The following is a 22532-nucleotide window of genomic DNA, read 5'->3' as shown; positions in this document are numbered from 1 at the left end:
GTCCAACATGTTGGGACAACCTCTTTCTTTTTATATTCAATTATATTAAGATGAAATTGTAATTTTCTGTATTTTAAATTCATAAAGGAGCTGCGATATGCTACTAAGATATGGTAAACATATTAACTATTTAGCTACAGCTTTTATTTTAGTTACATTCTTTAGTTTCCTACTTTCCACAACATGGCTTCATTACTCAACTCCTACTACACTCACACTACTGAAAGCATCATTTTGGACTGCTGTTATTCTTACTATTATTGGATTTGGACGAGAAAAAAGCGCACTTGCGGTTATATTATTTGGCATTTGTACACTTGCATTAATTGGTCTTTACACTTTTGCCGTTATAGATTATCTCTATAATCCGAGACCATAGAAAAGAGCTATCTTTATACAAGATAGCTCTTTTCTCATTTCACTACATTTCGCAAAGTACCAATTCTTTCCACTGTAATGACCACTTCATCACCAGCATGTAAAAACCTCGGTGGTGTAAAACCTTTTCCGACACCAGCCGGCGTTCCTGTTGCGATAATATCGCCTGGTTCTAAAGTCATTCCTTTGCTTATCGTTGAAATAATTTCTTCTATTGAAAAAATCATTTTATTTGTGTTGGAAGTTTGCCTTACTTCTCCATTTACTACCGTTTCAATGTGTAATGCATTCGGCGTTTCAACCACCGATTTATGAATTAAATAAGGTCCCATCGGACAAAATGTATCGAAGCTTTTCCCAAGGAAAAACTGTTTATGTTTTCTTTGAATGTCTCGAGCTGTTACATCATTTATAATCGTATAACCAAAAACATGCTCAAGCGCTTTTTCTTTTTTAATTTGCTTCCCTCGCTTACCAATAATGATAGCTAGTTCTCCTTCGTAATCTAGTTCGTCCGTTGCATGAGGGTGACCATTAATTTGCTCATTTATGCCAATAACTGTTGTTGGTGCTTTCGTAAAGATCATTATATTTTCTGGAATAGACTCTACTCCGCCCATTTCTACCGCATGCTCACGATAGTTTTTTCCAACGCACAAAATATTCTTTCTTGGCCTTGGAATCGGCGCTAATATTTTCACCTCTGTTAACGGATAATACGCCGCTTCCCCGTTCTCTTTTGCCCAATTTACAATTTCACATACTTTCTCAAAGCATTCAGTCCCTCTTTCAATACACTCTAACATTGTAATAGGGATTGTAACCTTTTCCCCTTTTTGTCTTTGCGCTTCTCTTAAGTGTAATACCTTTTCTTCTTCTTCATCCACAATACCTACAAATACCTTTTCTTCTTTCTTCGCCGTTACAAAACGCAATATTTCCACTCTCCATCCTAAAACTCATGCCCTTTAATTGTATTCGCATCCGCAAGAAAAAAACCTTCTCATGCACGCTAATTTTTACAATATTCTTCTCGCATCTTATTCGTTACTTATTCATTATTTAGCATAAAATGTAGAAATTTTACTTTTTTTAGCGAAGGCATTTCTTTTTTATGAATTTTTTGTATAATATGTACTACATATATACTAAAAATTTCATTTAGAGATGGAGCCGATTTCAATGTTTGAGCAAGCTATTGAAAAAAAACGTGAAAAAATGATCTATTTTGCTGAACGCTATGGAATGACTTCTCAAAGAACAGTGGATTGTAGCCAAGAACTGGACAGGCTCTTAAATGTAATTTGTCATGTACATACGGATTTACACCCTACTCAAACGTTCAACACACACACGCAATAACGCGTGTGTTTCTTTTATTTCAAAAAAACACACATTTTATTGGAAACGCCCATACAATAGTAGAAAAGAAAATTTTAAAAACGAAGGGTGTTTTGTATGCCAGCTATGGTCGGACATATTCGTATCGTCAATATTGGATCAAGTGGTATTTTTCATATTGGAGATGTATTTGCGATTAGGCCTATTAGTTACTCACGTGCTTTCGCCGGGGCCGGCTCTTTCAACGTTGGAGATAATGTTTCTGTCTACAATTATCAAAGTGCAACGACTGTCAACGATTCAGATGTAATCGATCAAGCGATAATTGGCTCAACTTAAAGGAGGCAATTGAATTGAATTTTTATGTAAACCAAAGTATCATCATCAACAGTATTAAAATTGATAGCATCACAACCTCTTCTGTATTCCAAATTGGTACTGCCGGAAGTATTAAAGCCCTATCTAAATTTTCAAATACAGGCGGATTTACGGAGCCACTTCGCCCATTACAGGCAAAAGGACAAATTATTTCTATCAAACCATCAACTAGTTCTTCTTAAGACATCCTTGTCATAAATATATAGCAGGAATATTTTTACCCTCCCTATTGAAAAGGAGGTTTCACAAATGAATCAAGATATATATACTTACTTACACCAACTTCAACAAGCTCTTCAAACACAACAAGCAGCCATCCTGAATTTAGAAAATCAAGTGCGACAACTCCAAGAAGAGCTTAACGAATTAAAAAATCGCCCCTCCTCTTCTGTAGGAAAAGTGGAATACAAATTCGATCAATTAAAAGTCGAAAACTTAAATGGTACTTTAAATATTGGTTTAAATCCATTTTCAGCAAAAGGACAACAAATTGAAGATTTTCAAGTGGATACAGAAACATTGAAGGTAAATCCTGAAACCGAAACAAACCCAGACTTTTATCAAGGTATCCTTCAAGAAATGCATCGATACTTAGATGAAGAAGCATATAATCGTATTCTACATTTTGAACAAGAAGAGAGAACACCGCTTGATGAAATGTATCGACAAATGATGGTGGATGACATAAAAAAACAGATGGAGCATCGACTCCCTTATTATTTATCACAAGTTCAATCATATGAAGGTATTTCAACAGATCCAGATTATTTACGAGATATCATTATTCAGGCAATGAAACAAGATATTGACAAAGCCTTTCTCTCCTTTATTCAGCACATACCTGGAAATTTCCGAAAGGAGTAAGTATGTATGAACCTTAACGTTGTAAACCGTGAGTTAAAAGTCGGACAGATTAAAATGAACGGTGTATCATCGTCCGCACTCTTTTTAATTGGAGATGCAAATCTCCTCATTCTATCTTCTATTCTCGATACACCATTTGAAACAGTTACAGAGGGGCCATTTGTACCATTAGTAACAGATGTCCCTCCTACTCCAGGTTAAGGAGACTGAGAAATTATGTTGCATCATGTGTCCATTGTACAAAATGTTTCTATTATTTCTTTAGGGATTAGTGCCGTATTTCAAGTTGGAGATGCAAACCAAATGGAACTAAAAAGTAGAGCTATTGCCGTCCACCGTGAAATTCCTTGTTATATACGGGGAGAAGGTCGCTTTGATGCTTTTGAAATCTTTACAGATGAACACATTACAATACCAAAACGAACGACAGATGTAAAATTAAATGTTGTAAATGAATGCCCTTTTATTGAAGTGAATAACGTTGAATTGCGGACACTTTTAAATTCTGGTTGCTTTCAAATTGGAAATGTTGATTATGGTTTTAATAACTCTCGTATTATGCAAATCCGCCAATATATTACGGATGAACCTTCCGCACAATAATTCATATAGTAATTAAAAAGCTTAGTAAAGTAGGTGGATGGTATGCCTTCGGTTGTAGGAAACCTCGTCGTGCAAAACAGTAACGGCTCTTTCAACTTAGGAGATTTTTATAACGTATCTCCGAAAGAAAACACGAAAGCCTATAACGGATCTGGAGCTTCCAATGTTGGGTTTGTCGTGAATACGTTTAACGGTGTTAGTGCAACAAATACGTTTGATTCTGATGTGGCGGATCAAGATCAGATTGGAACAGCGTAAAAAAAGTAGGAGATATTCTCCTACTTTTTTCTTTTATCTAATTCAAATTATTAGAATGAAATTTTAATCAGCAAGAGCTTTACTGTTCACAAATAGTAGTATAAACAAGTAAGGAGTGAAGAGGCACTATTTCATTTTATTTAAATGATAATCCGCTCTCCTCCAAAGCTTGTCTAAGCTTCGGCAAAGACGCAGGTCCCATACCATGCAGTTTTAATATTTCTTTTTCACTATATTTTGAGAGTTCTTCTACAGTTTGAATTCCGTGGTGCTCTAATGCTCTTCTTGCTGGTGCTGAAAGAAGAGAGAGAAAACCTTCTTTTGGTTTTCTCTCTTTCTCACAGGTTGGGCAAGTTGGACAATCGCTACTTTTATAATACTCGTGTCCCTGTTCACAAGTTCTTAACGTTGTCATTTTTTATAGCCCCTTTCTGTCGTCTATCCTTCAATATTTACAACGTGATTCCCATCAAAGAAGTATAAACATTTCTCTTTGACAGGATGTTGTAAGCTTTTCTCAAGTGCTTTTGCATATAACGAAAGTTGCACTTTATATCGATCTTCTAAAATTGGTTTTGCTTGTTCGAATCCGCCTGGGAATTTCCCTTCAATCGTATCTGTTTTGAAGTCGATTAACGTAATGCCATCTTCCTCTTCAATCATGCAGTCGATAACCCCTTGGACAAGAATCGTTTCTTCACTCTTCCCTTGCCAATCTTGATATGCTTCTTCTGCTGCAAGCATCATCGTAAATGGTACTTCACGCTCTACACTTTTTGCCGCTAATACCCTTTTACCTAAGTCACTGTCAAAGAATGAAATTACTTTTTCAATTGCTATTTCTTCCGCCTGCTCGAATGTTAATAATTCCTTATTTACCATTCCTGCGATTTGTTCTTGTAGCGTTTCGGCCGTAATCGGTTTCTTCAAATCTACATGCTGCATAACGGCATGGACTGCTGTTCCACGCTCTGCGTACGTTAACCCTTTTTTCTCCATAAAGCGCGGACGTGTTTTAATTGGTGCACGTAGTTTTTTAATAAAGGCGTTATCGCTACCTTCTTCAGATTGATAATTTCTCTTTATTTCTGTAACAGATTGCTTCGCACGATGAGATGTCGCATCCTCATATCCGTACTTCCACATTAATCTGTCGTACACTTCTTCTTTCCGTTCACTTTGCAGGGGAACAGCCTTTTTCTCACGAAGCGCTTCTAACAATTCTTGTTTCTCTTCTTGAACTGGCTCTGGTGCAAGTAGCGTGTTACCGTCCACAACTTCTACTTTCCAGCTAGTGTCATACCCGTAAATTTCATCCGGAATGCTTCCTTGTCCTAATTCAAGAAGCATTTCACTATCACGATGTCTATATAATGAAGGTGCAATCCAGTCTAAATAACAAGACGCTCCGGCACGTATGTGATCTGGTAATAACCATTCATTATGTTCCCTCGCATCAAGCCATTTTTCCATTTCCTTATTTGCATCCTTAACTGTTCCGATTAAAATTAACTTCTCTTTCGCACGCGTTAATGCTACATATAATACACGCATTTCTTCCGCGATTAATTCCATTTTCATTTTGCGTTTAATTGCAAGTTGCGATAATGTAGTATATTTAATTCGTTTACGCGGATCGATAAATTGTGAACCGAAACCGAAATCTTTATGCAGTAAGAAACGCTTCATTAAGTCTTGTGTATTAAAACGACGACCGAGTCCAGCTACAAATACCACCGGGAACTCTAGCCCTTTACTTTTATGAATCGTCATAATTCGAACGACGTCTTCTTGTTCACCGAGAGCTCTTGCCGTACCCATATCATCACCGCGTTCTAAAATACGTTCAATAAAACGCAAGAAGCGGAATAATCCTCTAAATGATGTTGCTTCATATTGTCTTGCACGGTCATATAGTACGCGTAAGTTTGCTTGTCTTTGCTTTCCTGCTGGTAAACCGCCAACGAAGTCGTAATAACCTGTCTCACCGTACACTTTCCAAATTAAATCAGAAAGGGATTGTTGACGGGCAAATTCACGCCATCCTTGCAGTAAATTATAAAACCACTCTAATTTATCATGAAGTTCTTGCTCTTCTTCAAGCGGTGCTCCTTTTAAGAACGAGCTCATTACTTCATAAAATGACCCTTTCTTCCCATGAGCACGAAGCGTCGCAAGGTCTTCATCATTTAGTCCCACAATCGGTGAACGAAGTACAGCTGCAAGCGGGATATCTTGCATCGGATTATCAATAACGCGGAATACGTTCATCATAATATTTACTTCTGTCGCTTCAAAATAACCAGTCGCAAGGTCAGCATATACTGGAATTCCTTGCAATTTTAACTCTTCCATAATTTGCGGCGCCCACGGCATCGAGCGGAGTAAAATAACGAAATCACGGTATTGTACAGGGCGCATACTATCCGTTTTACGATCATACACTTCATAACCTGAATCAACCATCGCTTTAATACGCTGCGCCATAAGACGAGCTTCTAGCTGTGCTTTTTCGACTTCTGCACCTTCTTCTCCATCCATTACTTCTTCTTCCGTTTGCTGAATACATAATAGCTCTGCCGCTACATCTTCACCTTCTGGATAGCTAGCACCTAGCTTTAATTCAGCGTCAGCATCGTAATCGATTTCCCCAACTTCTTCGCCCATAATTTGTTTGAAGATGAAGTTCGTTCCTGCTAGCACTTCATGACGACTACGGAAATTTTTCGCTAAGTCAATCTTCATTCCGCCGCCCGATCCTTCTTGCGTAAAGCGTTTATACTTTCCTAGGAATAAGCCTGGTTCGGCTAGTCGGAAACGATAAATTGACTGCTTTACGTCGCCAACCATGAACAAGTTTCCTTCACTCTCAGAATCTTTCGTTACGAATTTAATAATGGATTCCTGTACAAAGTTCGTATCTTGATATTCATCGACTAACACTTCAGCAAATTTATTACGATATTGAAGCGCTACTGCTGAAGGATTCATTTCACCATTTTCACTTTGTTCACTTAAAATTTGTAAACAGAAATGCTCTAAATCTGTGAAATCGACCATTCCTTTGTCTCGCTTCATCGCTTGGAAACGTTCTGTAAATACTTTTACAAGTTGAACAAGCTTTTCTAATACTGGGTGCATATCTTGAAAATCTCGTAAAAAACTTTCAGGTTTGCGGCTAAATAACTCTTCCTGTAATTTCTTCACTTCATCTTTCGCTTTATTACGAAGAGAGTCTACTTGTTTTACAACCTCTTCATTGTAATCACTTTTCTTAATACGCTTTAACGTTTGCCATGATACGTTTTGCATCGCTTCATACAAACTTGTCCACGACTCACGAGCAGCTGATGATAGCGTTCCAAGTAAAGCTACATCTGCTTGCAGGGTTTCAATGCGAGGCGCTGGACCGTCAGGAAGCATTGCGAGTTCAGTTGCCTTACGAATATGCTGTTCCGCTGTTTCAAGCTGGAATTTCACATCTTCTAATAAATAAGAAGCATATACTAAATCCTCAATTGTCTTTCCTTCTACGTCATATGCTTCTACTAATTTATCAAGCCATTTTTCCGGATTTGGATGCGCTCTTGATTCTGTATGAAGCGCTAAAATCATACGTTGTAAGTCATCATCACTACGGTCACTCGTATAACGATCAACGAGTTCAAAGAATATCGTATTATCTTCGATGCCATACTCTTCTTCTAATATGTCATCTAGCACTTCTTCTTTTAACAATTCATTTTCTGTTTGATTCGCAATACGGAAACGAGGATCAACATCAAGCATGTAGTAATATCCTCTAATTACTTGTAAACAGAATGAGTGAATTGTTGAAATGGAAGCTTTATTTAATAGGCTCAGCTGCTTTCTTACGTGTTGAGAGCCTGGTTCATCAATTAATACCTTTTCTAACGCTTCTCCGATTCGGTTTTTCATCTCTTGTGCTGCTGCATTCGTAAATGTTACAACGAGCAGGCGGTCGACATCGACTGGGTTCTCTTCATTAATAATCTTTTTAATAATACGTTCAACTAATACTGCTGTTTTACCTGATCCAGCTGCAGCCGCAACTAAAATATCACGTCCGTTCGCTACAACAGCTTTCCACTGGTCATCTGTCCATTGACTACCTTCTGGTTTTTTAGGCCAATTTTCTATCATTCTCCGCCAACCTCCTCTCTTATTTTCTCCATCGCTTCGCTATCTTTCATATCTTTTAACGATCGGAACTGATTATCTTCAAGTGACTCATCAAATTGACAAACAGATTTGAAGTTACAGAACGTACATGCTGCTTTATTCCCCATTTTATAAGGAGCAATATCGATAACACCTTCTGTAATATCTTTTCCGATATTTTCAAACGTATGGTGTACATATTTTTGCAGTACGTTAAACTCTTGCTCACTTGCAATACTTGAACGCGCACTAAAGCTTCCGTCTTTTTTCAGGCCAGCAGAAATAATATCTGAGCTTCCTGTTGAAAGTTTGTTATCCATTAAACGAACAACGTCAGCATCTCCTAATACGAGTCCTTTCATTTTAAATTTCTTTAAAATTTCTTTTTCAATTTCAGCTTCAGATGCGTCACCTTTCATCTCAACGATTGGGTTATGAATATGGAAATACAATACACCAGCTGGTGATGCTGCGTGGCCTTTTTTCATCCACGTCTGTGCATTCGAAGTAACAACATCTAAATACGTTAACATTTGAAGTGCTAATCCGTAATACACTTCCGTTAAATCTAACGCTTTTGAACTTGATTTATAATCAATAATACGTAAGAACGTCCCGTTTTCATCTTCTGCCTTATCAACACGGTCAATACGGCCGACTACTTCCATCTTCACACCATTTGGTAATGAGAATTCCATCGGCGGAAGTGACCCTGTACCTCCCATACCGAACGGCACCTCTAAATCAACTGGTACGAATCCGCTTGACTTCGCATGTTCACGAAGAATGATTGACGTACGGAAAATGATTTGTTGTAGTTTTTGTTTTAAATAGAAATGACGGTTTGAGCTTAATAAAATTTGTCGTTGTAATAACGGCGCAATTTCTTCTATTACTAAAACAGAAAGATGCTCACACTCTTTTATGGATAAATCCGCCCAAGTACGGTTTTCACGCAATAACTTGTCCGCAATTTTCTTTAATGCCGCATGGAATAATTCGCCGATGTCTGGCGCATCAAGCTTGAAAATATCACGCTCTCTAAGCGATAAACCGTGCTGCGCAAAATGAGCGTATGCACAACGATTAAATAGTTCCATACGAGAGACGCTTCCTTTAATTATATCTCCGTATAAATCTCTACTTACTGCTGTACTTAGTTTCTTCGCACGATTTCGGTAGAATAAACTTGATAAGACGCGGCTACTTTTTTGTTTCCATTCATCTGAAGTTACGTAGAAATTATATACGTCCCACCAAAAGTCTAAATTCCCTTCAAATCCGTATCGCTTCCACGTTTGTAGTTGCTGCATAACGTAAGATAACGTTACTTCTGGCGTTGCTACATATGAAATTTGTTCTGAACGTGATAAATCATTTACGTCATTCGTAATAAATGAATCTTTCACATTAGGGAACATTCTTTTTATTTTCTTAATAAAGCTAGACGCAAGTAACGTCTTTCCTTCTTCATCTGCAAGCGGGCATGAAATGTATAACTTCTCAGATGCTCTCGTTACCATTTGATACATAACGAACTGTTCTTCTAACAAAGTTTGTCTCGTCGTTGGTGCTAATTCAATCCCTGCCGCACCAAGAACTTCTCTTTCCTCATCAGAAAGCATACCTTCATCCATAGGTGCTGCTGGAATGACACCCTCATTTACACCTATAATAAACGTTGCTCTCACATCAGATAATCTGGAGTGATCAATATTAGCAATTAACACTTGGTCTAATGAAGGCGGAATGTTAGCAAATTGAAGTGCCTCAAGACCTGTCGACATAACGTCAGTAAACATAGAAAGAGACATTTTCTCTTCCCCAAGCATCTCTACAAATGTATCAAGAAGGCTCATTACTTCTTCCCATACTTGTTCATGATCTGTCGCAAATAAGAAATCTCCACTTTCTTCTGCACGTATACGTAATTCTTCTAGTTTCTTCGGAACATCCAGTTCTTCTAAAAACAAGTAAACTGCTTCACACATTTGCATAACTGTTCCTGCACGCTTTAACCTTTTTTGCATGCGAATAACAGGTGTTCTTACAACGTCACGTAGCCTATTTATTTTCTCTTCCATTTCACGTTCACTGTCTGTAATCATCCCGTTCGTATCATCAAGAGAACGATAACGGCGATACATCCATGGATCTTCAGCAGTCCATCTCTTTCCTTGTACACCGTACGCTAAACAGTAATTTTCAAATTCATCCATTTCTTCACGCATCGCTTCTTTTCTTACGTCTAATGGATATAAAAGCTCTGTTTTCACACAACGGAACACCGCATCATAACGCCAATTCCCACTAATAATCTCGAGTGCAGAACGAATACATTCTACCAATGGGTGGTGTGACATCGGGCGCTTTTCATCGATGAAGTGCGGGATATTGTAATCTGTAAATAACGTTCGCATCACATCGTAATAACTTTCCCCATTACGAAGAAGCACTGCAATATCTCGGTAACGATATTTTTCGTCCGCAACAAGTTTACGAATTTCACGAGCAACACCTTCTACCTCCGCTCGTAAATTCGCAGCTGTACTAATCGTTACACTCGCTTCACCGTTAAATTTTTCATTCGGACGCGCTTCATAATGAGCTTCTAAATGCGCTAATGCTGGAGAATGAAAACGCGGCTGCTCCATAAGTGGAATTGTTTTTTCAATTTCTATTTTCTCTTCACGCGCTACTTGTTTTATTTTTTCATACGTTAACGTCGTTTCATAAAATAAATCGAGTTCATTTACTGGCTGTGCTAACGTTTTTTTATCTATCGTTAACGTGATCGTAACTTTCGCTCCGCAAATCATGAGCTGTCTTACAATCTCTAACTCTTGCGGGGAGAATGAATGAAATCCATCTATATAAATTTCCGCACCATTTACATATTCAGACTGCGGAAGCTTTTCCACTAGCAATTGCAGGTAGTCTTCTGAATCTAAGTATTTTCCAATTAAAGCACGTTCAAAATCATCGTATAGTAACTGTAAATCATACACTTTATTCGCTAGTAACTTTTGTTCGGCACTGCTACTATGCGCATCTAATTGTTGCCACATTTCATATACGTTAGATGGCGTTACATTGTAACGTTTAAACTCCGCGATCATACTGCCAAGATGTTCAAAGAAACCATTTTGCTCCGCTGCTTTTTGGAACACCGATAATCCATCTTTACGAGACTCTACAATTTTACGGAGTAACATATGTACACCAGCTTCATCAATATGAAGACGACTCGCTCCGCCAACTTCTTGCAGCACCTTCCACGCTAATCGTGAAAAACTAAAAACTTGTGCCCGAATAGAACCTCTTACATCCTCACTTCCAATTAACGCCTGCTGCGTCTGGAATGTCATCTGTTCTGGCACAAGATATAATATTGTTTTCCCTCTCGGGCGCTGTTTTAACTCTTCTTGCACTTCGCGTAAACAAAGTGTACTTTTTCCACTTCCCGCTCTACCAATCACAAATCGAAGTGACATGTAACCCCACCTTTCACTTACATAACGAACGTTAGTTTGCTACTATAATTGTATTATAGTACACGAAAAAAGACAAACTGAGTTGTTTGTCTTTTCTATACTTCTACTTCATTATATCAACCTTTTGAAAAATTCGTTTGCACCTCTTGAATTGGCCAATATCGCAAATCAACTTTACCGACGACTGTATCAGCTTTTACAAAGCCAAAGTGTCTACTATCCCAGCTCCCGAGCCGGTTATCACCTACTACAAAAATAAACCCGGGTGGCACCAGCTTTTCTTTCGTTAACTCTTCTAATGTAAAGTCGCCTGTTAGTTGCCTTCCATTTATCTCTTTCTTATACTTCTCTAAATACGGCTCATCAATAAATTGTCCATTTATATATAACTTATCATGCTTATATTCAATATGATCTCCAGGTAAACCGATAATTCGCTTTACATAGTCCTCTTTTTTATTCGCATGAAACACCACAACGTCAAATCTGTTCAAGTCCCCAACTTGATAACTCACCTTATTTACAACGAGCATATTGCCATCTTGCAATGTCGGCATCATTGACTTCCCCTCTACAACATACGTTGAAAAGAAAAACGTTCGAAAAAATACAGCTAATAATACACCAATTAAAATTGTTCGTATCCACTCTATGCCTTCTTTTTTCAAAGTTTTCTTCATCTGCTTCTCCCCTTATCCTTTAATACTGAAGCTTTCCTTTACAAAGAAGACTATTCTTAATGTAGTTCTAATTTTACTTCAATTTTCTTACCGACATACCATAAAATAAAAATACCAATCGCTACAATGACTGATTTCACCGGATTATGGATAAATGACATTAAATCATGACCGATATACGTTAAAATAAAAATCATCACAAGTTTTCCGAATGCTAACGCTAGTCCAAACTGTTTTACACTAATTCGGGATAAACCAGCGACAACATTTATTAGCGCTGACGGTGTAAACGGAAAACAAAATATAACAAAAATCGGTGCGAATCCTTTCCTTTCAATCCACCCCATTGCTTTTCGTACTCTCTCATGCTTATTTACAAACGAAAAGAAACGGCTGCGGCCAAAATGGCGGATGCTGAAAAAGACAAGTAATGCACCCATTACTGATCCAATCCATGAATAAAGAAAACCGAGCCAAAAGCCAAATGCAACAGCATTCGCCAGTACAAATACAATAAGCGGTAATGCTGGAATCAACGCCTCTATCATCGGTAAACCAATACCAAGAAGTGGTCCGAACGCTTTATAACTCTCAACAATATGATCCATATTTTCTGGTGAAAAATACTCTTTGATTGTCTGAAAATCCATTCTACACTTTACCCCTTTACTCTAAATACTATCCCTACTGTATCATCGCTTATATGAAAGAGGAAATGGTAGATACGACATATGGAGATGTATTTATTAAAGTTTCCATATCTTTCATAAGAATTCCTTCATTATTTAGCTATGATAATCTATCAATATTTGACAAGATATTACATATTAATAACACCCTATCCAACAATATTCTTATATCCCTTCAAAAATAGTATATTGCAAATAATTTATTTAACTATAAAAAAATAGTATTTTTTACATTTTTTATTAAAATAACATCATAAATCTGCTATACTTAATATCGCAATATATTTATTTTATGTTTTTAGGAGGAAATACTTTGAAAGACACAGTAAAATTATTAAAATGGGTTACTGGTGCCTTAGAGGCTTTACTGGGAATACCTGTACTCGGAGGAACTATTGTTGTTTCTTTACTTTGGTTACCACTTCTTTTCATGCTAGTATTACATATCGTTACTTTAGTATTGGCTAAAAAAGCTAATATGAGTGCTAACGGTAATGTGCTAGGAATTGTAACTTCTTGCCTTGCATGGATTCCGTTTGTAGGAATGATTTTGCATATTTTATCAGCTATCTTCATTATGATGGATGCTGCCCGTAAGGAAGAAACTTATTAATATTTAAATAGCAAAAAAGCTGTCCTAGAATGTCGCTTAAAGCAACATTCTAGAGGCAGCTTTTTCTATATTACACTTCATCTTCTCTAACAACATACACCTTCTCATAAGCGGGTCTTAATGTTGATTCCTCTTTTTTATCAACCTCTTTAAAACAAGGGCTCCCTTGTTTTTTCCTACGATCTTCATATTCAGTACGTAATTTCGCTGTACGATTTTGTTGATTTTCAAAACTAGTTTTTGATATTTCTAATTTCACAGCAAAGCCATTTATAAATCTAATAATAAGATTTCCATCTTTTAATTCTTTATTACTTTCAATATAAAAATGAGACAACCAAGCGCACTCTTTTCTAGAGTAAGAATAGGTAGGAAAAAAATAAAGTTGATCTGTAGGACTAATCGCAATTGGTGCTTTATGTGTAATATGAGTTAACTCTTTCGTTCCTTCTTTTCTGCCTAAGAAACTCGAGCCATGCTTGCGGCAACTTCTTTCTATAATATCTAGAGGTTTTTGAAATACGAAAAAAGAATCATTCATTTCAACGACTCGCGTAACAATTTTCTTTTCACTTAGAATAACAGGAAGTAAGGCCATCGTATTTTTCGTTACAACATAATTTTCGACATAGCGTTCCACTTTACTTTCCATACTCCATTATCTCCTTTTTTCCATTTATATTAGCAGCTGCATATATAATTTTAGCATCTATGAAAAGGAAATAGCTTACAAGTTCCGCTTTTTTACATTTTTTTATCATTTATCAAACATTTGTTAAATGATAAAATCACGATATAGTAATGATTTAATTTTAAAGTTATAAAAACAGCATTTATAATACCTATAAATATTTATTATCCCTTCCTATTTTCACATCATTACAACAACTAACTTTGCTATAATTAAAATATAAATCCAATATATGGAGGGCCACTATGGAAGAAAAAGAAATCCAACCATCGATTCAAATGAAAAATAGCAGCGTCATTATCGTGAAAAACTCAGCTAGCATTATATTCGGTTTATTTTTCATTCTGCTATTCTTTGCTAAACCGTTTCGTAAATCAAAATGTCCAGAATGTAAAAAACGTGAGAAGAAAAAATCAGGGCAAGAACAATAAAAAGGCCTTCCTTTATGGAATGCCTTTTTACATTTGTAGTATCATTTTATTTATTCTTCTTCACCCTAAAAAACAACTATATTTTCTTCCAAGGTTCTCTACATCTTTTTTAATTTGTATATGATCCTTATCTAAAACATGAGAAATAGTATTTGTACTTGTTACTCGCTTTTAATTTTTATTAAACACTTCAAATTTGTACATCTTTATCCATCACTAACAATTCGTTAATTAGTTAACTTTATAATATAAGTTTTGTATATAATTTCATTCAAAAACACAATATATATAAGTGGCTATTTATAATTACATTGCTTTTTATCGAATTCCAAAAAGGAGCTGTATACTATGGATAAAGAAAACCTATTAAGCCAGCAGGTTAATAGCATCCCCTCAGATGCTCTGAATACCCCTAGTAAGGAACAAGAACAACTGTTAGAAACATCATCTCAAAACGTACAAAATTCCAACAACAATGCTAACAAAAAAGATGTTACTCAAGGTCCATCTGGAAAAGATTTCCCCATTTCAACAGAGAATACAAATTTATAGTTATTTACTATCATACGCAGTAAATGCTCTTGCTGAACTAATTCTTCTACAGAAACTAATACGCATTCCAGATAATTTTTCACCCGTTGTAACATAGAAAAAGAGATTTAGATATAAAAACAGGCTCTGAAAAAACTTTCCCCACAACAAAAAAAGGATGGCATTAGCCATCCTTTTTTCCATCATCAACTATAAAATTATAGTTTGATTACGTTTTTAGCTTGAGGTCCACGGTTACCTTCTTCGATTTCGAAGCTAACTTTTTGGCCTTCTTCTAGAGATTTGAAACCTTCAGTTTCGATTGCAGAGAAGTGTACGAATACGTCGTTTTCGCCTGGAACTTCGATGAAACCGAAGCCTTTTTCGTTGTTAAACCATTTTACTTGTCCTGTTACTGCCATGATTATTTCCTCCTAAGAAAATACAAATTTAATTTTTTTAGTCTTCCTGTCTAAAAAAAGAATCCACACATTATCAAATACGAAACATAAACTAGTTCTCACATACTTTTTCTCGTTCGTTTTCAGCACTTGATAACATATGGATTGCTTAATTTAACTATTCAACTGACATCATCATAGCACATTAAAATAAAATGTACAATCTTTTTCGAAAATAGAATTTCTAATTTTTAGTATTTCTTATAAAATATAATTATCTCTATTCCAAATAAGGAGGAGTTTATGACCAATAAAATTCCTAGAAAAACATTAAAAAGAATTGAAGAAGATATTGAAAATAATAATCTTGGAAAAGCAAGAGATAGATTGCATGGCCTCATCTTTACATACCCAAATGAATTACATCTTCGAAAACAACTCGGAGATATTTATTATACATTACAATATCCAGAAATGGCTGGACGTTACTGGTATCTAGAGGAGCATAAAACAGATATTATGCATGAATCATGTTTATTATTTGAAAAATCAATGGGAAATAATCCTCATCATATTGCACGTGCTTTAAAGTTTAAAGGCGATTCTAACCATATAAAAGGTTTGTATAAAGATCAACCTTTATCTTCAGTGCAGAAGAAAGTAGCAGAGGAGTTAATTTATGAGTATAAAGAAACATGGCAAGATAAGCTAGTTCCTTTTGGCTGTCTAGCATTCCTTGCTTGCCTTCTCTTTTCTGCCATTGTTGGTCTATTTACTATTTGGAATTGGATTTTTTAATCACAGGGGGAATTTTCACATGTCAAACTACGCTAAAGAAGAAAGGCTAACAGGGGGAAACGTTTCAAACGTATATCGTTCTGAAAATACTGTTCGGCGAGAGTTAAAGCCGGGCGGTGAAAAGATTCATAAGCTATTGCAACATTTAGAAAACAAAGGATTTCATTATGCTCCAAAGTTTTTAGGTGTAGATGAAAAAGATAGAGAGATTTTATCCTTTATTGAAGGAGAAGCTGGCAATTATCCTTTAAAAGAATATATGCGATCTAATGATGTATTAAAAGAAATCGCAAAGATGCTCCGCCTTTACCATGATGCTGTAAGTGATTTTCCGTTATTAGATGATTGGAAACCGATGGATCACACGCCAAATAACATTGAGGTTTTATGTCACAATGATTTTGCCATATATAACATTATTTTTAATAATGAGAAGCCAGTAGTGATTATTGATTTCGATGTTGCTGCTCCTGGTCCAAGACTATGGGATATAGCTTATACACTCTATACTTGTGTGCCTTTAAGTAGAATGTATTATACAGAATCCGGTGAAGCCGTTCATTATGACTCATCGCAACATGCAGATCGTATTAAAGAGAGAATGAATTTGTTCGTTCAGTCCTATGATAAAAATATGGATGAAGATTACTTAGGAATGGTGTTACTTCGATTAGAAGGGTTATGTACATATATGAAACGAAAAGCGCAAGAAGGCGACTTGAATTTCCAAAGAATGATTGATGAAGGACATCTAGAGCATTATGAGAAAGATATGAAGTTTATTCGTGATCATAGGGCTGAGTGGAGTTGATTTAGTAATAAAGAAAAGGAAGTATCATTTTTGCCGATAAATCGATATCTCTTTTCGAATCGTTCACAAACTAACAAGGGGCACCTTTCAAAAAGGTGCCCCTTCCTTTTATTTCGTAAACTGTGCTTCTTCTGTAGATCCTTTTAACGCTGTCGTTGATGAAGTTCCGCCTGTAATCACTTGTGCAACTTCATCAAAGTAACCTGTTCCTACTTCGCGTTGATGACGTGTTGCAGAGTAGCCGTGTTTTTCAGCTGCGAATTCTGCTTGTTGTAGTTCAGAGTATGCTGCCATGCCGCGCTCTTTATAGCCACGTGCTAGTTCAAACATACCGTAATTTAATGAATGGAATCCAGCAAGTGTTACGAATTGGAACTTGTAACCGTAAGATGCGATTTCCTTTTGGAAGCTTGCAATTGTTTTTTCATCTAGTTTTTGTTTCCAGTTGAATGAAGGTGAGCAGTTATATGCAAGTAGCTTCCCTGGATGCTCCTTATGAATTGCGTCCGCAAATCGTTTTGCATCTTCTAAATTTGGTTCCGACGTTTCACACCAAACGAGGTCTGCATACGGTGCATACGCTAAACCGCGCGCAATTGCTTGATCAAGACCTGCATTCGTACGGTAAAATCCTTCTGGTGTTCTTTCTCCTGTAATAAATGCTTTATCAACAGGATCGATATCGCTCGTAATTAAATCAGCTGCATCCGCATCTGTTCTTGCAACGATAATTGTCGGCACTCCCATTACATCTGCTGCAAGGCGTGCAGAAATTAAATTGCGTACTGCTGTTTGCGTTGGTAGTAGTACTTTTCCGCCTAAATGGCCACATTTTTTCTCTGAAGATAATTGATCTTCAAAATGCACACCTGATGCACCTGCTTCAATCATACCTTTCATCAGTTCGAATACGTTTAATTGCCCACCAAATCCAGCTTCTGCATCTGCTACAATCGGTACGAAATAGTCTGTATCATCGCTTCCTTCCATATGCTGAATTTGATCCGCACGTTGAAGCGTTTGATTAATTCGTTTTACTACAGCAGGTACGCTGTTCGCTGGATATAAACTTTGGTCTGGATACATATGTCCAGAAAGGTTTGCATCAGCTGCTACTTGCCAACCACTTAAGTAAATCGCTTTTAACCCAGCTTTTACTTGTTGCATCGCTTGGTTTCCTGTTAATGCGCCAAGTGCGTTAATATAGTCTTCTGTATGAAGCGATGTCCAAAGCTTCTCAGCACCGCGACGCGCTAACGTATGTTCAATATCAATTGACCCACGCAGGCGAATTACATCTTCTGCCGAATATGGACGTGTGATCCCTTTCCAACGCTCATCTAATTCCCAGCTTTCTTGTAACTTCTCGATTCTTTCGTTTTTCATTTGTTCCATCCCCTTTTCATTTTTTATAAAATTTCATAACCCGGTAATGTTAAAAATGGTACGAATTCATCATTTCGAACGAGATCTGTAAACAACGTTGTCGCCTCTTGGAATCTCCCTTTCTTAAAGGCTTCCTTACTAATCTCTCTTTCTATTTTTGCTAATTCTTCTTCTTTTAGCTCTTCCATTAATTCAAGCGTAATATTACGACCATCATTTAGTTTTCCACCTTCATGACGAATCCATTGCCATACTTGTGCTCTTGAAATTTCAGCAGTTGCCGCATCTTCCATTAAGTTATAAATGGGTGCTGCTCCCCGTCCGCTTAACCAAGATGCAATATATTGAATACCTACGCTAATATTCATACGAAGGCCCTCTTCTGTAATCGTTCCCACCGGTACCTCTAGTAAATCGTTTTCTGTTACAAATATTTCTTCACGTTTTCTAAAAATTTGATTTGGTGTTTTCATAATGTGATTAAACACTTCCATTGCAACCGGTACAAGTCCAGGGTGGGCAACCCAAGTCCCGTCATGACCGTCTAAAGCTTCGCGTTCCTTATCAGCACGCACTTTTTCAAAAGCTGCTTCATTTGCTTCTGGATTATTTTTAATCGGAATTTGTGCCGCCATTCCTCCAATTGCTGGTGCATTACGGCGGTGACATGTTTGAATTACTTTCAAAGAATACGAACGCATAAATGGCGCCGTCATCGTGACTTGTGCTCTATCTGGTAGTAAGAATTTATTATGATTACGGAAACTCTTTAAAAAGCTAAAAATATAATCCCATCTTCCGCAGTTTAAGCCAGCAGAATGATCTTTTAGCTCATATAAAATTTCATCCATTTCAAACGAAGCGTGAATCGTTTCCAGTAACACAGTTGCTTTAATCGTTCCATTTGGAATGCCGATATATTTTTGAGCAAATACGAATACATCATTCCATAATCTCGCTTCTAAATAACTTTCCATTTTTGGTAAGTAAAAGTATGGGCCGCTTCCTTTTGCTAAAAGAGCTTTCGCATTATGGAAAAAGTACAAGCCGAAATCTACTAAGCTACCCGACATATTTTTCCCATCAACTTGCATATGCTTTTCCTCTAAATGCCATCCTCTTGGACGTACAATGAGTACAGCTGTTTTCTCATTTAATCTATATTCTTTCCCTTTATCATTTTCATGTGAAATCGTTCCCTTTACTGCATCCCGTAAGTTGATTTGACCTTCAACTGCATTTTCCCAAGTTGGTGAATTCGAATCTTCAAAATCCGCCATAAAAAGATGCGCTCCTGAATTTAAAGCGTTAATGACCATCTTTCTATCTACCGGTCCAGTAATCTCTACGCGGCGATCCTCTAAGTCTTTTGGCAGCTTGGCAATTGTCCAATCCGCTTCACGTATGTGTTTTGTTTCTTCTAGAAACTTCGGAAACTCCCCTGCATCAATTCTTTTTTGTTTTTCTACACGTTTTTGTAAAAGTTCTATGCGGCGCTCATTAAAATTCTCATGTAGTTCCTTCAAAAAACTAAGCACCTCAGGTGTCAATATTTCGTTGTACGCTGGTAACATTTCTCCAACGAGTGTAACCCGTGAAGTTTGCGTCGACATATTAGCATCCCCTTCTTAAACTGTTTTATAACAGATTTGATTTCATGTTTTATATTATATAACAAATCTTCAGAAAAGGAAGTTTTTTTTGAAAATTCATTTCGTTTTTTTTCAAAACGCCATTCTTTCGCGCTTTATTTCATACAAAAAAGGCCGCTGTTATACAACAACGACCTTTTTGTATTATTTTTAAATTTCACTTTGACTAGTTAAACTTTATTACTGCCCTTGTTCCATATCATGCAATATTGCTCTATGTAAAAACTGTGCGTATTGTTCTCTCGTTACCTTCATAGACGGACCGAATTTACCTTCTCCGATTCCCATTGTAATACCATTTGTTTGTACTGCACTAATTGCATTCGTTGCCCATGAATTTGCTGAAACATCATTAAAGTTATGAGATCCCTTGGCCTGTAAGTCAAAAGCATTCGTAAGAACTTGTGCCATTTCCGCACGCGTTAACGTCGCCTTCGGTCTAAAGTTTCCATTCTCGTCTCCCTGGAAAATTCCCATTTCCGTTAAAGCCACTATCTCCTCGATAAAGCTTGTTGAATTTTCATCAATATCTCCATATGGGTTTTCATATTCATCTTGTTCTTCCATATCAAACACACGGTAAATTAAAGCTGCAACTTGCTCACGTGTTACATTATCCCCAAAACCGAATATTCCATCGCCATATCCCAAAATAATTTCTTGTTCCGCTAATTCATGAATTGCCTCATATGCCCAATGTCCTTTTGGTACATCTTTAAATACAATTGTATTTGTTTTTTGCAACGGTGCACTTTCCGCTTTTACACTGTTACTCTCTGCTGAGAATAACACCCCACCCATAATTGTTAATGCTGTAGCTGTTTTTAATAATTTTTTGCTCATCAAATTATCTCCCCAATATGTATATGTTTTTTTAAAAATATACAGAATAAATGGTATAGCGACAATATATTTTTCGACACATTTCGTGACGGTTTTGTGAATCATATTACACATCATGTCTTTTTTATGGGGTTGATTATAAAGCTTATGTATAACATTAAAAATACAAATAAACGAATAATAATTCTTTTTTAAACAAACAAAAAAGCACAAATATTTCTATTTGTGCTTTCATATTTCACTCTATTTCCAATCCTCTTTCAAATGATAATTAATAATCGCATTATTAATAAACTGAGCATATTGTTCTCTAGGTACAGGGCGATTTAATTCATACATGCCATTCCCAGTTCCTCTCACAACATTATTAGATTGTAACGCACTAATTGCCTCTTCTGCCCAGTGGCCTTTTGGAATATCTTTAAATGTATGTTTTTGTTTCGTTTCAAAATTAAATGCTCGTTTTAAAATGACAGCCATTTCCGCTCTAGAGATTGGTGCTTTCGGCCTAAAATTCCCTTGGCCATCCCCTGAAAAAACACCACGTTTTGTTAACGCCAAAATTTCCTTTTTAAAAGTTGTTGTACTATCAGAAACATCTTTATATGGATTCGCTGCTGGCCCTTCTTCTTTTATCTCAAGTGTTCTGTAAATAGTCCCAGCTACTTGTTCACGTGTTATAAGATCACCAACACCATACTTCCCGTTTCCATACCCTAATATAATTTTATGATATGCTAAATCCATAATAGCATCATATGCCCAAAATCCGTATGGAACATCTTCAAACACAATCATTTGTGGATACTCTTCCGCTTTTACAGGCGTCACATTCGTCCCTGCAAATATACCTCCTGCCATTGTCGCAATCATCATTACACCCAATATTTTTTTCTTCATTATCCTCTCTCCCTATTTCATTCAAATAAAATGAATTTCATTGTTTCAGGAGTACTCTTTTTTGGTGAATGTAAGATAAAATGCAAATCTTCTAGGAGAAATATTTCCACTACCTTTCTGCTTTATGCCTTCTTCTTTCTTTTTCAAAAAGGAAGTTGTCACATCTAAGGTGTTATATACTAAAACATTCTACAATTTCTTTATAAACTCCTTTTCACTTTACAACTTCTCTTTATTGGGACCTAAAAGAGATACCTAATGGCGATTGCTATATTCATAATTTATATTTCAGAGGTAGCATTCCCCTTCACTGATAACTCGCCTTCTCTTCCCTTGCGAAAAGTTAGTGCCATCCCTACAAATATAAGGATAATCCCTATTACTTGCATCTAAATCCGGTCTAATAGTTTGGCAACAGCAGGATCTAAAAACACTAATACAGAAATGAGTCTCGTCGATAAATCTCTTAAACTGTCAAAAAATAAGTAATATACAAATCTAGTATGTCTAAATCATCGCCTTGAAAATGCCCGAAGTCTATGAATAGTAGCAATAAAAAAAGCATCCTTTTTTATTAAAAGAGGATGCTTTTTTTATATTTATTAACA

Annotated in this window: 25 protein-coding genes and 1 pseudogene; 13 read left to right on the top strand and 13 right to left on the bottom strand. The window is 36.5% G+C overall.

All coding sequences use genetic code 11. The annotated features are described in order from the left end of the window. The first annotated feature begins 97 nt into the window (after nucleotides 1-97). On the top strand, nucleotides 98-379 hold the full coding sequence (locus ACUXVC_RS05795) for a hypothetical protein (RefSeq protein ID WP_000926859.1): 282 nt from the start codon (nucleotides 98-100) through the stop codon (nucleotides 377-379). A 34-nt stretch (nucleotides 380-413) separates the two neighbouring features. Here the strand turns inward: ACUXVC_RS05795 and ACUXVC_RS05790 are convergent, their stop codons facing one another. Then, nucleotides 414-1313, bottom strand: coding sequence for a fumarylacetoacetate hydrolase family protein (locus ACUXVC_RS05790; RefSeq protein ID WP_064532885.1), 900 nt, complete (start codon nucleotides 1311-1313; stop codon nucleotides 414-416). A 247-nt stretch (nucleotides 1314-1560) separates the two neighbouring features. On the opposite strand from ACUXVC_RS05790, the gene ACUXVC_RS05785 reads away from it, so the two are divergent. The 7 genes from ACUXVC_RS05785 to gerPF all read left to right on the top strand — a co-directional run bounded on the left by ACUXVC_RS05785 (nucleotide 1561) and on the right by gerPF (nucleotide 3822). Beyond that, nucleotides 1561-1740: an aspartyl-phosphate phosphatase Spo0E family protein gene (locus tag ACUXVC_RS05785; RefSeq protein WP_000462857.1), complete on the top strand. Its 180-nt coding sequence runs from the start codon at nucleotides 1561-1563 to the stop codon at nucleotides 1738-1740. Between the two features lie 96 nt (nucleotides 1741-1836). After that, nucleotides 1837-2058 carry a spore germination protein GerPA gene (gene gerPA / locus ACUXVC_RS05780; RefSeq protein ID WP_001111187.1) on the top strand — a complete coding sequence of 74 codons (222 nt, stop codon included), beginning with the start codon at nucleotides 1837-1839 and terminating at the stop codon, nucleotides 2056-2058. A gap of 14 nt (nucleotides 2059-2072) precedes the next feature. After that, entirely contained in the window at nucleotides 2073-2279 is a 207-nt protein-coding gene (gene gerPB / locus ACUXVC_RS05775; RefSeq protein WP_001012508.1) for a spore germination protein GerPB, read from the top strand. Between the two features lie 67 nt (nucleotides 2280-2346). Then, nucleotides 2347-2961 (top strand): spore germination protein GerPC, encoded by a 615-nt coding sequence (gerPC, locus tag ACUXVC_RS05770; RefSeq protein ID WP_089170592.1) that lies wholly within the window; start codon nucleotides 2347-2349, stop codon nucleotides 2959-2961. Between the two features lie 6 nt (nucleotides 2962-2967). Next, nucleotides 2968-3162, top strand: coding sequence for a spore germination protein GerPD (gerPD, locus tag ACUXVC_RS05765; protein ID WP_001052807.1), 195 nt, complete (start codon nucleotides 2968-2970; stop codon nucleotides 3160-3162). Between the two features lie 15 nt (nucleotides 3163-3177). Continuing rightward, complete coding sequence (locus ACUXVC_RS05760) at nucleotides 3178-3564, top strand: spore germination protein GerPE (RefSeq protein ID WP_095691237.1); 387 nt, start codon at nucleotides 3178-3180, stop codon at nucleotides 3562-3564. A 42-nt stretch (nucleotides 3565-3606) separates the two neighbouring features. Further along, entirely contained in the window at nucleotides 3607-3822 is a 216-nt protein-coding gene (gene gerPF / locus ACUXVC_RS05755; RefSeq protein ID WP_001141566.1) for a spore germination protein GerPF, read from the top strand. A 136-nt stretch (nucleotides 3823-3958) separates the two neighbouring features. On the opposite strand, the gene ACUXVC_RS05750 is transcribed toward gerPF, so the two are convergent. The 5 genes from ACUXVC_RS05750 to ACUXVC_RS05730 all read right to left on the bottom strand — a co-directional run bounded on the left by ACUXVC_RS05750 (nucleotide 3959) and on the right by ACUXVC_RS05730 (nucleotide 12828). Continuing rightward, nucleotides 3959-4237: an RNA polymerase alpha subunit C-terminal domain-containing protein gene (locus ACUXVC_RS05750; RefSeq protein WP_095691238.1), complete on the bottom strand. Its 279-nt coding sequence runs from the start codon at nucleotides 4235-4237 to the stop codon at nucleotides 3959-3961. A gap of 23 nt (nucleotides 4238-4260) precedes the next feature. Continuing rightward, entirely contained in the window at nucleotides 4261-7986 is a 3726-nt protein-coding gene (addA, locus tag ACUXVC_RS05745) for a helicase-exonuclease AddAB subunit AddA (RefSeq protein ID WP_095691239.1), read from the bottom strand. Continuing rightward, nucleotides 7983-11498, bottom strand: a complete 3516-nt coding sequence (addB, locus tag ACUXVC_RS05740; protein WP_446025965.1) for a helicase-exonuclease AddAB subunit AddB — start codon at nucleotides 11496-11498, stop codon at nucleotides 7983-7985. The genes addA and addB overlap by 4 nt, the downstream gene beginning before the upstream one ends. A 116-nt stretch (nucleotides 11499-11614) precedes the next feature. Beyond that, a complete protein-coding gene (gene lepB / locus ACUXVC_RS05735; RefSeq protein ID WP_000751897.1) occupies nucleotides 11615-12178 on the bottom strand; it encodes a signal peptidase I in 564 nt (187 codons plus the stop codon). 56 nt (nucleotides 12179-12234) lie between these two features. Beyond that, nucleotides 12235-12828 carry a TVP38/TMEM64 family protein gene (locus ACUXVC_RS05730; protein ID WP_095691240.1) on the bottom strand — a complete coding sequence of 198 codons (594 nt, stop codon included), beginning with the start codon at nucleotides 12826-12828 and terminating at the stop codon, nucleotides 12235-12237. Nucleotides 12829-13180: 352 nt separating this feature from the next. Here ACUXVC_RS05730 and ACUXVC_RS05725 point away from each other — a divergent pair, with 352 nt between their 5' ends. Beyond that, entirely contained in the window at nucleotides 13181-13480 is a 300-nt protein-coding gene (locus ACUXVC_RS05725; RefSeq protein ID WP_000655757.1) for a hypothetical protein, read from the top strand. Between the two features lie 70 nt (nucleotides 13481-13550). Here ACUXVC_RS05725 and ACUXVC_RS05720 read toward each other — a convergent pair whose 3' ends face one another. Then, nucleotides 13551-14132, bottom strand: a complete 582-nt coding sequence (locus tag ACUXVC_RS05720; protein ID WP_095691241.1) for a competence protein ComK — start codon at nucleotides 14130-14132, stop codon at nucleotides 13551-13553. 284 nt (nucleotides 14133-14416) lie between these two features. On the opposite strand from ACUXVC_RS05720, the gene ACUXVC_RS05715 reads away from it, so the two are divergent. Both ACUXVC_RS05715 and ACUXVC_RS05710 read left to right on the top strand, forming a co-directional pair. Next, nucleotides 14417-14602, top strand: a complete 186-nt coding sequence (locus ACUXVC_RS05715) for a hypothetical protein (RefSeq protein ID WP_000391373.1) — start codon at nucleotides 14417-14419, stop codon at nucleotides 14600-14602. A 348-nt stretch (nucleotides 14603-14950) separates the two neighbouring features. Continuing rightward, nucleotides 14951-15154: a hypothetical protein gene (locus ACUXVC_RS05710; RefSeq protein ID WP_095691242.1), complete on the top strand. Its 204-nt coding sequence runs from the start codon at nucleotides 14951-14953 to the stop codon at nucleotides 15152-15154. Between the two features lie 197 nt (nucleotides 15155-15351). Here ACUXVC_RS05710 and cspA read toward each other — a convergent pair whose 3' ends face one another. Continuing rightward, nucleotides 15352-15555, bottom strand: a complete 204-nt coding sequence (gene cspA, locus ACUXVC_RS05705; protein ID WP_000301522.1) for an RNA chaperone/antiterminator CspA — start codon at nucleotides 15553-15555, stop codon at nucleotides 15352-15354. A gap of 282 nt (nucleotides 15556-15837) precedes the next feature. Here cspA and ACUXVC_RS05700 point away from each other — a divergent pair, with 282 nt between their 5' ends. After that, complete coding sequence (locus tag ACUXVC_RS05700) at nucleotides 15838-16332, top strand: DUF6584 family protein (RefSeq protein ID WP_095691243.1); 495 nt, start codon at nucleotides 15838-15840, stop codon at nucleotides 16330-16332. A 19-nt stretch (nucleotides 16333-16351) separates the two neighbouring features. After that, the gene (locus tag ACUXVC_RS05695; RefSeq protein ID WP_446025964.1) at nucleotides 16352-17143 is read left to right on the top strand and encodes a phosphotransferase; all 792 of its coding nucleotides are present in this window, start codon (nucleotides 16352-16354) and stop codon (nucleotides 17141-17143) included. A 108-nt stretch (nucleotides 17144-17251) separates the two neighbouring features. Here ACUXVC_RS05695 and aceA read toward each other — a convergent pair whose 3' ends face one another. The 5 genes and pseudogenes from aceA to ACUXVC_RS05670 all read right to left on the bottom strand — a co-directional run. Beyond that, nucleotides 17252-18529: an isocitrate lyase gene (gene aceA / locus ACUXVC_RS05690; RefSeq protein ID WP_000787346.1), complete on the bottom strand. Its 1278-nt coding sequence runs from the start codon at nucleotides 18527-18529 to the stop codon at nucleotides 17252-17254. A gap of 23 nt (nucleotides 18530-18552) precedes the next feature. Then, nucleotides 18553-20142, bottom strand: coding sequence for a malate synthase A (aceB, locus tag ACUXVC_RS05685; RefSeq protein WP_144465806.1), 1590 nt, complete (start codon nucleotides 20140-20142; stop codon nucleotides 18553-18555). Nucleotides 20143-20361: 219 nt separating this feature from the next. Further along, nucleotides 20362-21129, bottom strand: coding sequence for an S-layer homology domain-containing protein (locus ACUXVC_RS05680; RefSeq protein WP_446025963.1), 768 nt, complete (start codon nucleotides 21127-21129; stop codon nucleotides 20362-20364). Between the two features lie 138 nt (nucleotides 21130-21267). Then, complete coding sequence (locus tag ACUXVC_RS05675; protein WP_141241104.1) at nucleotides 21268-21924, bottom strand: S-layer homology domain-containing protein; 657 nt, start codon at nucleotides 21922-21924, stop codon at nucleotides 21268-21270. Nucleotides 21925-22205: 281 nt separating this feature from the next. After that, nucleotides 22206-22486: pseudogene (locus ACUXVC_RS05670) on the bottom strand (EamA family transporter); the annotation flags it as partial. Between the last annotated feature and the right edge of the window lie 46 nt (nucleotides 22487-22532).

The organism is Bacillus sp. N6, from assembly GCF_052805735.1.
The sequence above is the reverse complement of the archived record's forward strand: the minus strand, read 5'-3'. Positions and strand labels throughout refer to the sequence as shown.

Bases quoted from the DNA above. Each gene is read 5' to 3' on its own strand.
- ACUXVC_RS05700 (WP_095691243.1), top strand. From the start codon at position 15,838: ATGACCAATAAAATTCCTAGAAAAACATTAAAAAGAATTGAAGAAGAT.
- lepB (WP_000751897.1), bottom strand. From the start codon at position 12,178: ATGAAGAAAACTTTGAAAAAAGAAGGCATAGAGTGGATACGAACAATT.
- ACUXVC_RS05695 (WP_446025964.1), top strand. From the start codon at position 16,352: ATGTCAAACTACGCTAAAGAAGAAAGGCTAACAGGGGGAAACGTTTCA.
- ACUXVC_RS05730 (WP_095691240.1), bottom strand. From the start codon at position 12,828: ATGGATTTTCAGACAATCAAAGAGTATTTTTCACCAGAAAATATGGAT.
- ACUXVC_RS05710 (WP_095691242.1), top strand. From the start codon at position 14,951: ATGGATAAAGAAAACCTATTAAGCCAGCAGGTTAATAGCATCCCCTCA.
- ACUXVC_RS05750 (WP_095691238.1), bottom strand. From the start codon at position 4,237: ATGACAACGTTAAGAACTTGTGAACAGGGACACGAGTATTATAAAAGT.
- gerPA (WP_001111187.1), top strand. From the start codon at position 1,837: ATGCCAGCTATGGTCGGACATATTCGTATCGTCAATATTGGATCAAGT.
- ACUXVC_RS05715 (WP_000391373.1), top strand. From the start codon at position 14,417: ATGGAAGAAAAAGAAATCCAACCATCGATTCAAATGAAAAATAGCAGC.
- ACUXVC_RS05785 (WP_000462857.1), top strand. From the start codon at position 1,561: ATGTTTGAGCAAGCTATTGAAAAAAAACGTGAAAAAATGATCTATTTT.
- gerPC (WP_089170592.1), top strand. From the start codon at position 2,347: ATGAATCAAGATATATATACTTACTTACACCAACTTCAACAAGCTCTT.
- ACUXVC_RS05760 (WP_095691237.1), top strand. From the start codon at position 3,178: ATGTTGCATCATGTGTCCATTGTACAAAATGTTTCTATTATTTCTTTA.
- ACUXVC_RS05675 (WP_141241104.1), bottom strand. From the start codon at position 21,924: ATGAAGAAAAAAATATTGGGTGTAATGATGATTGCGACAATGGCAGGA.
- aceB (WP_144465806.1), bottom strand. From the start codon at position 20,142: ATGTCGACGCAAACTTCACGGGTTACACTCGTTGGAGAAATGTTACCA.
- addA (WP_095691239.1), bottom strand. From the start codon at position 7,986: ATGATAGAAAATTGGCCTAAAAAACCAGAAGGTAGTCAATGGACAGAT.
- ACUXVC_RS05795 (WP_000926859.1), top strand. From the start codon at position 98: ATGCTACTAAGATATGGTAAACATATTAACTATTTAGCTACAGCTTTT.
- gerPD (WP_001052807.1), top strand. From the start codon at position 2,968: ATGAACCTTAACGTTGTAAACCGTGAGTTAAAAGTCGGACAGATTAAA.
- gerPF (WP_001141566.1), top strand. From the start codon at position 3,607: ATGCCTTCGGTTGTAGGAAACCTCGTCGTGCAAAACAGTAACGGCTCT.
- addB (WP_446025965.1), bottom strand. From the start codon at position 11,498: ATGTCACTTCGATTTGTGATTGGTAGAGCGGGAAGTGGAAAAAGTACA.
- cspA (WP_000301522.1), bottom strand. From the start codon at position 15,555: ATGGCAGTAACAGGACAAGTAAAATGGTTTAACAACGAAAAAGGCTTC.
- aceA (WP_000787346.1), bottom strand. From the start codon at position 18,529: ATGAAAAACGAAAGAATCGAGAAGTTACAAGAAAGCTGGGAATTAGAT.
- ACUXVC_RS05720 (WP_095691241.1), bottom strand. From the start codon at position 14,132: ATGGAAAGTAAAGTGGAACGCTATGTCGAAAATTATGTTGTAACGAAA.
- ACUXVC_RS05680 (WP_446025963.1), bottom strand. From the start codon at position 21,129: ATGATTCACAAAACCGTCACGAAATGTGTCGAAAAATATATTGTCGCT.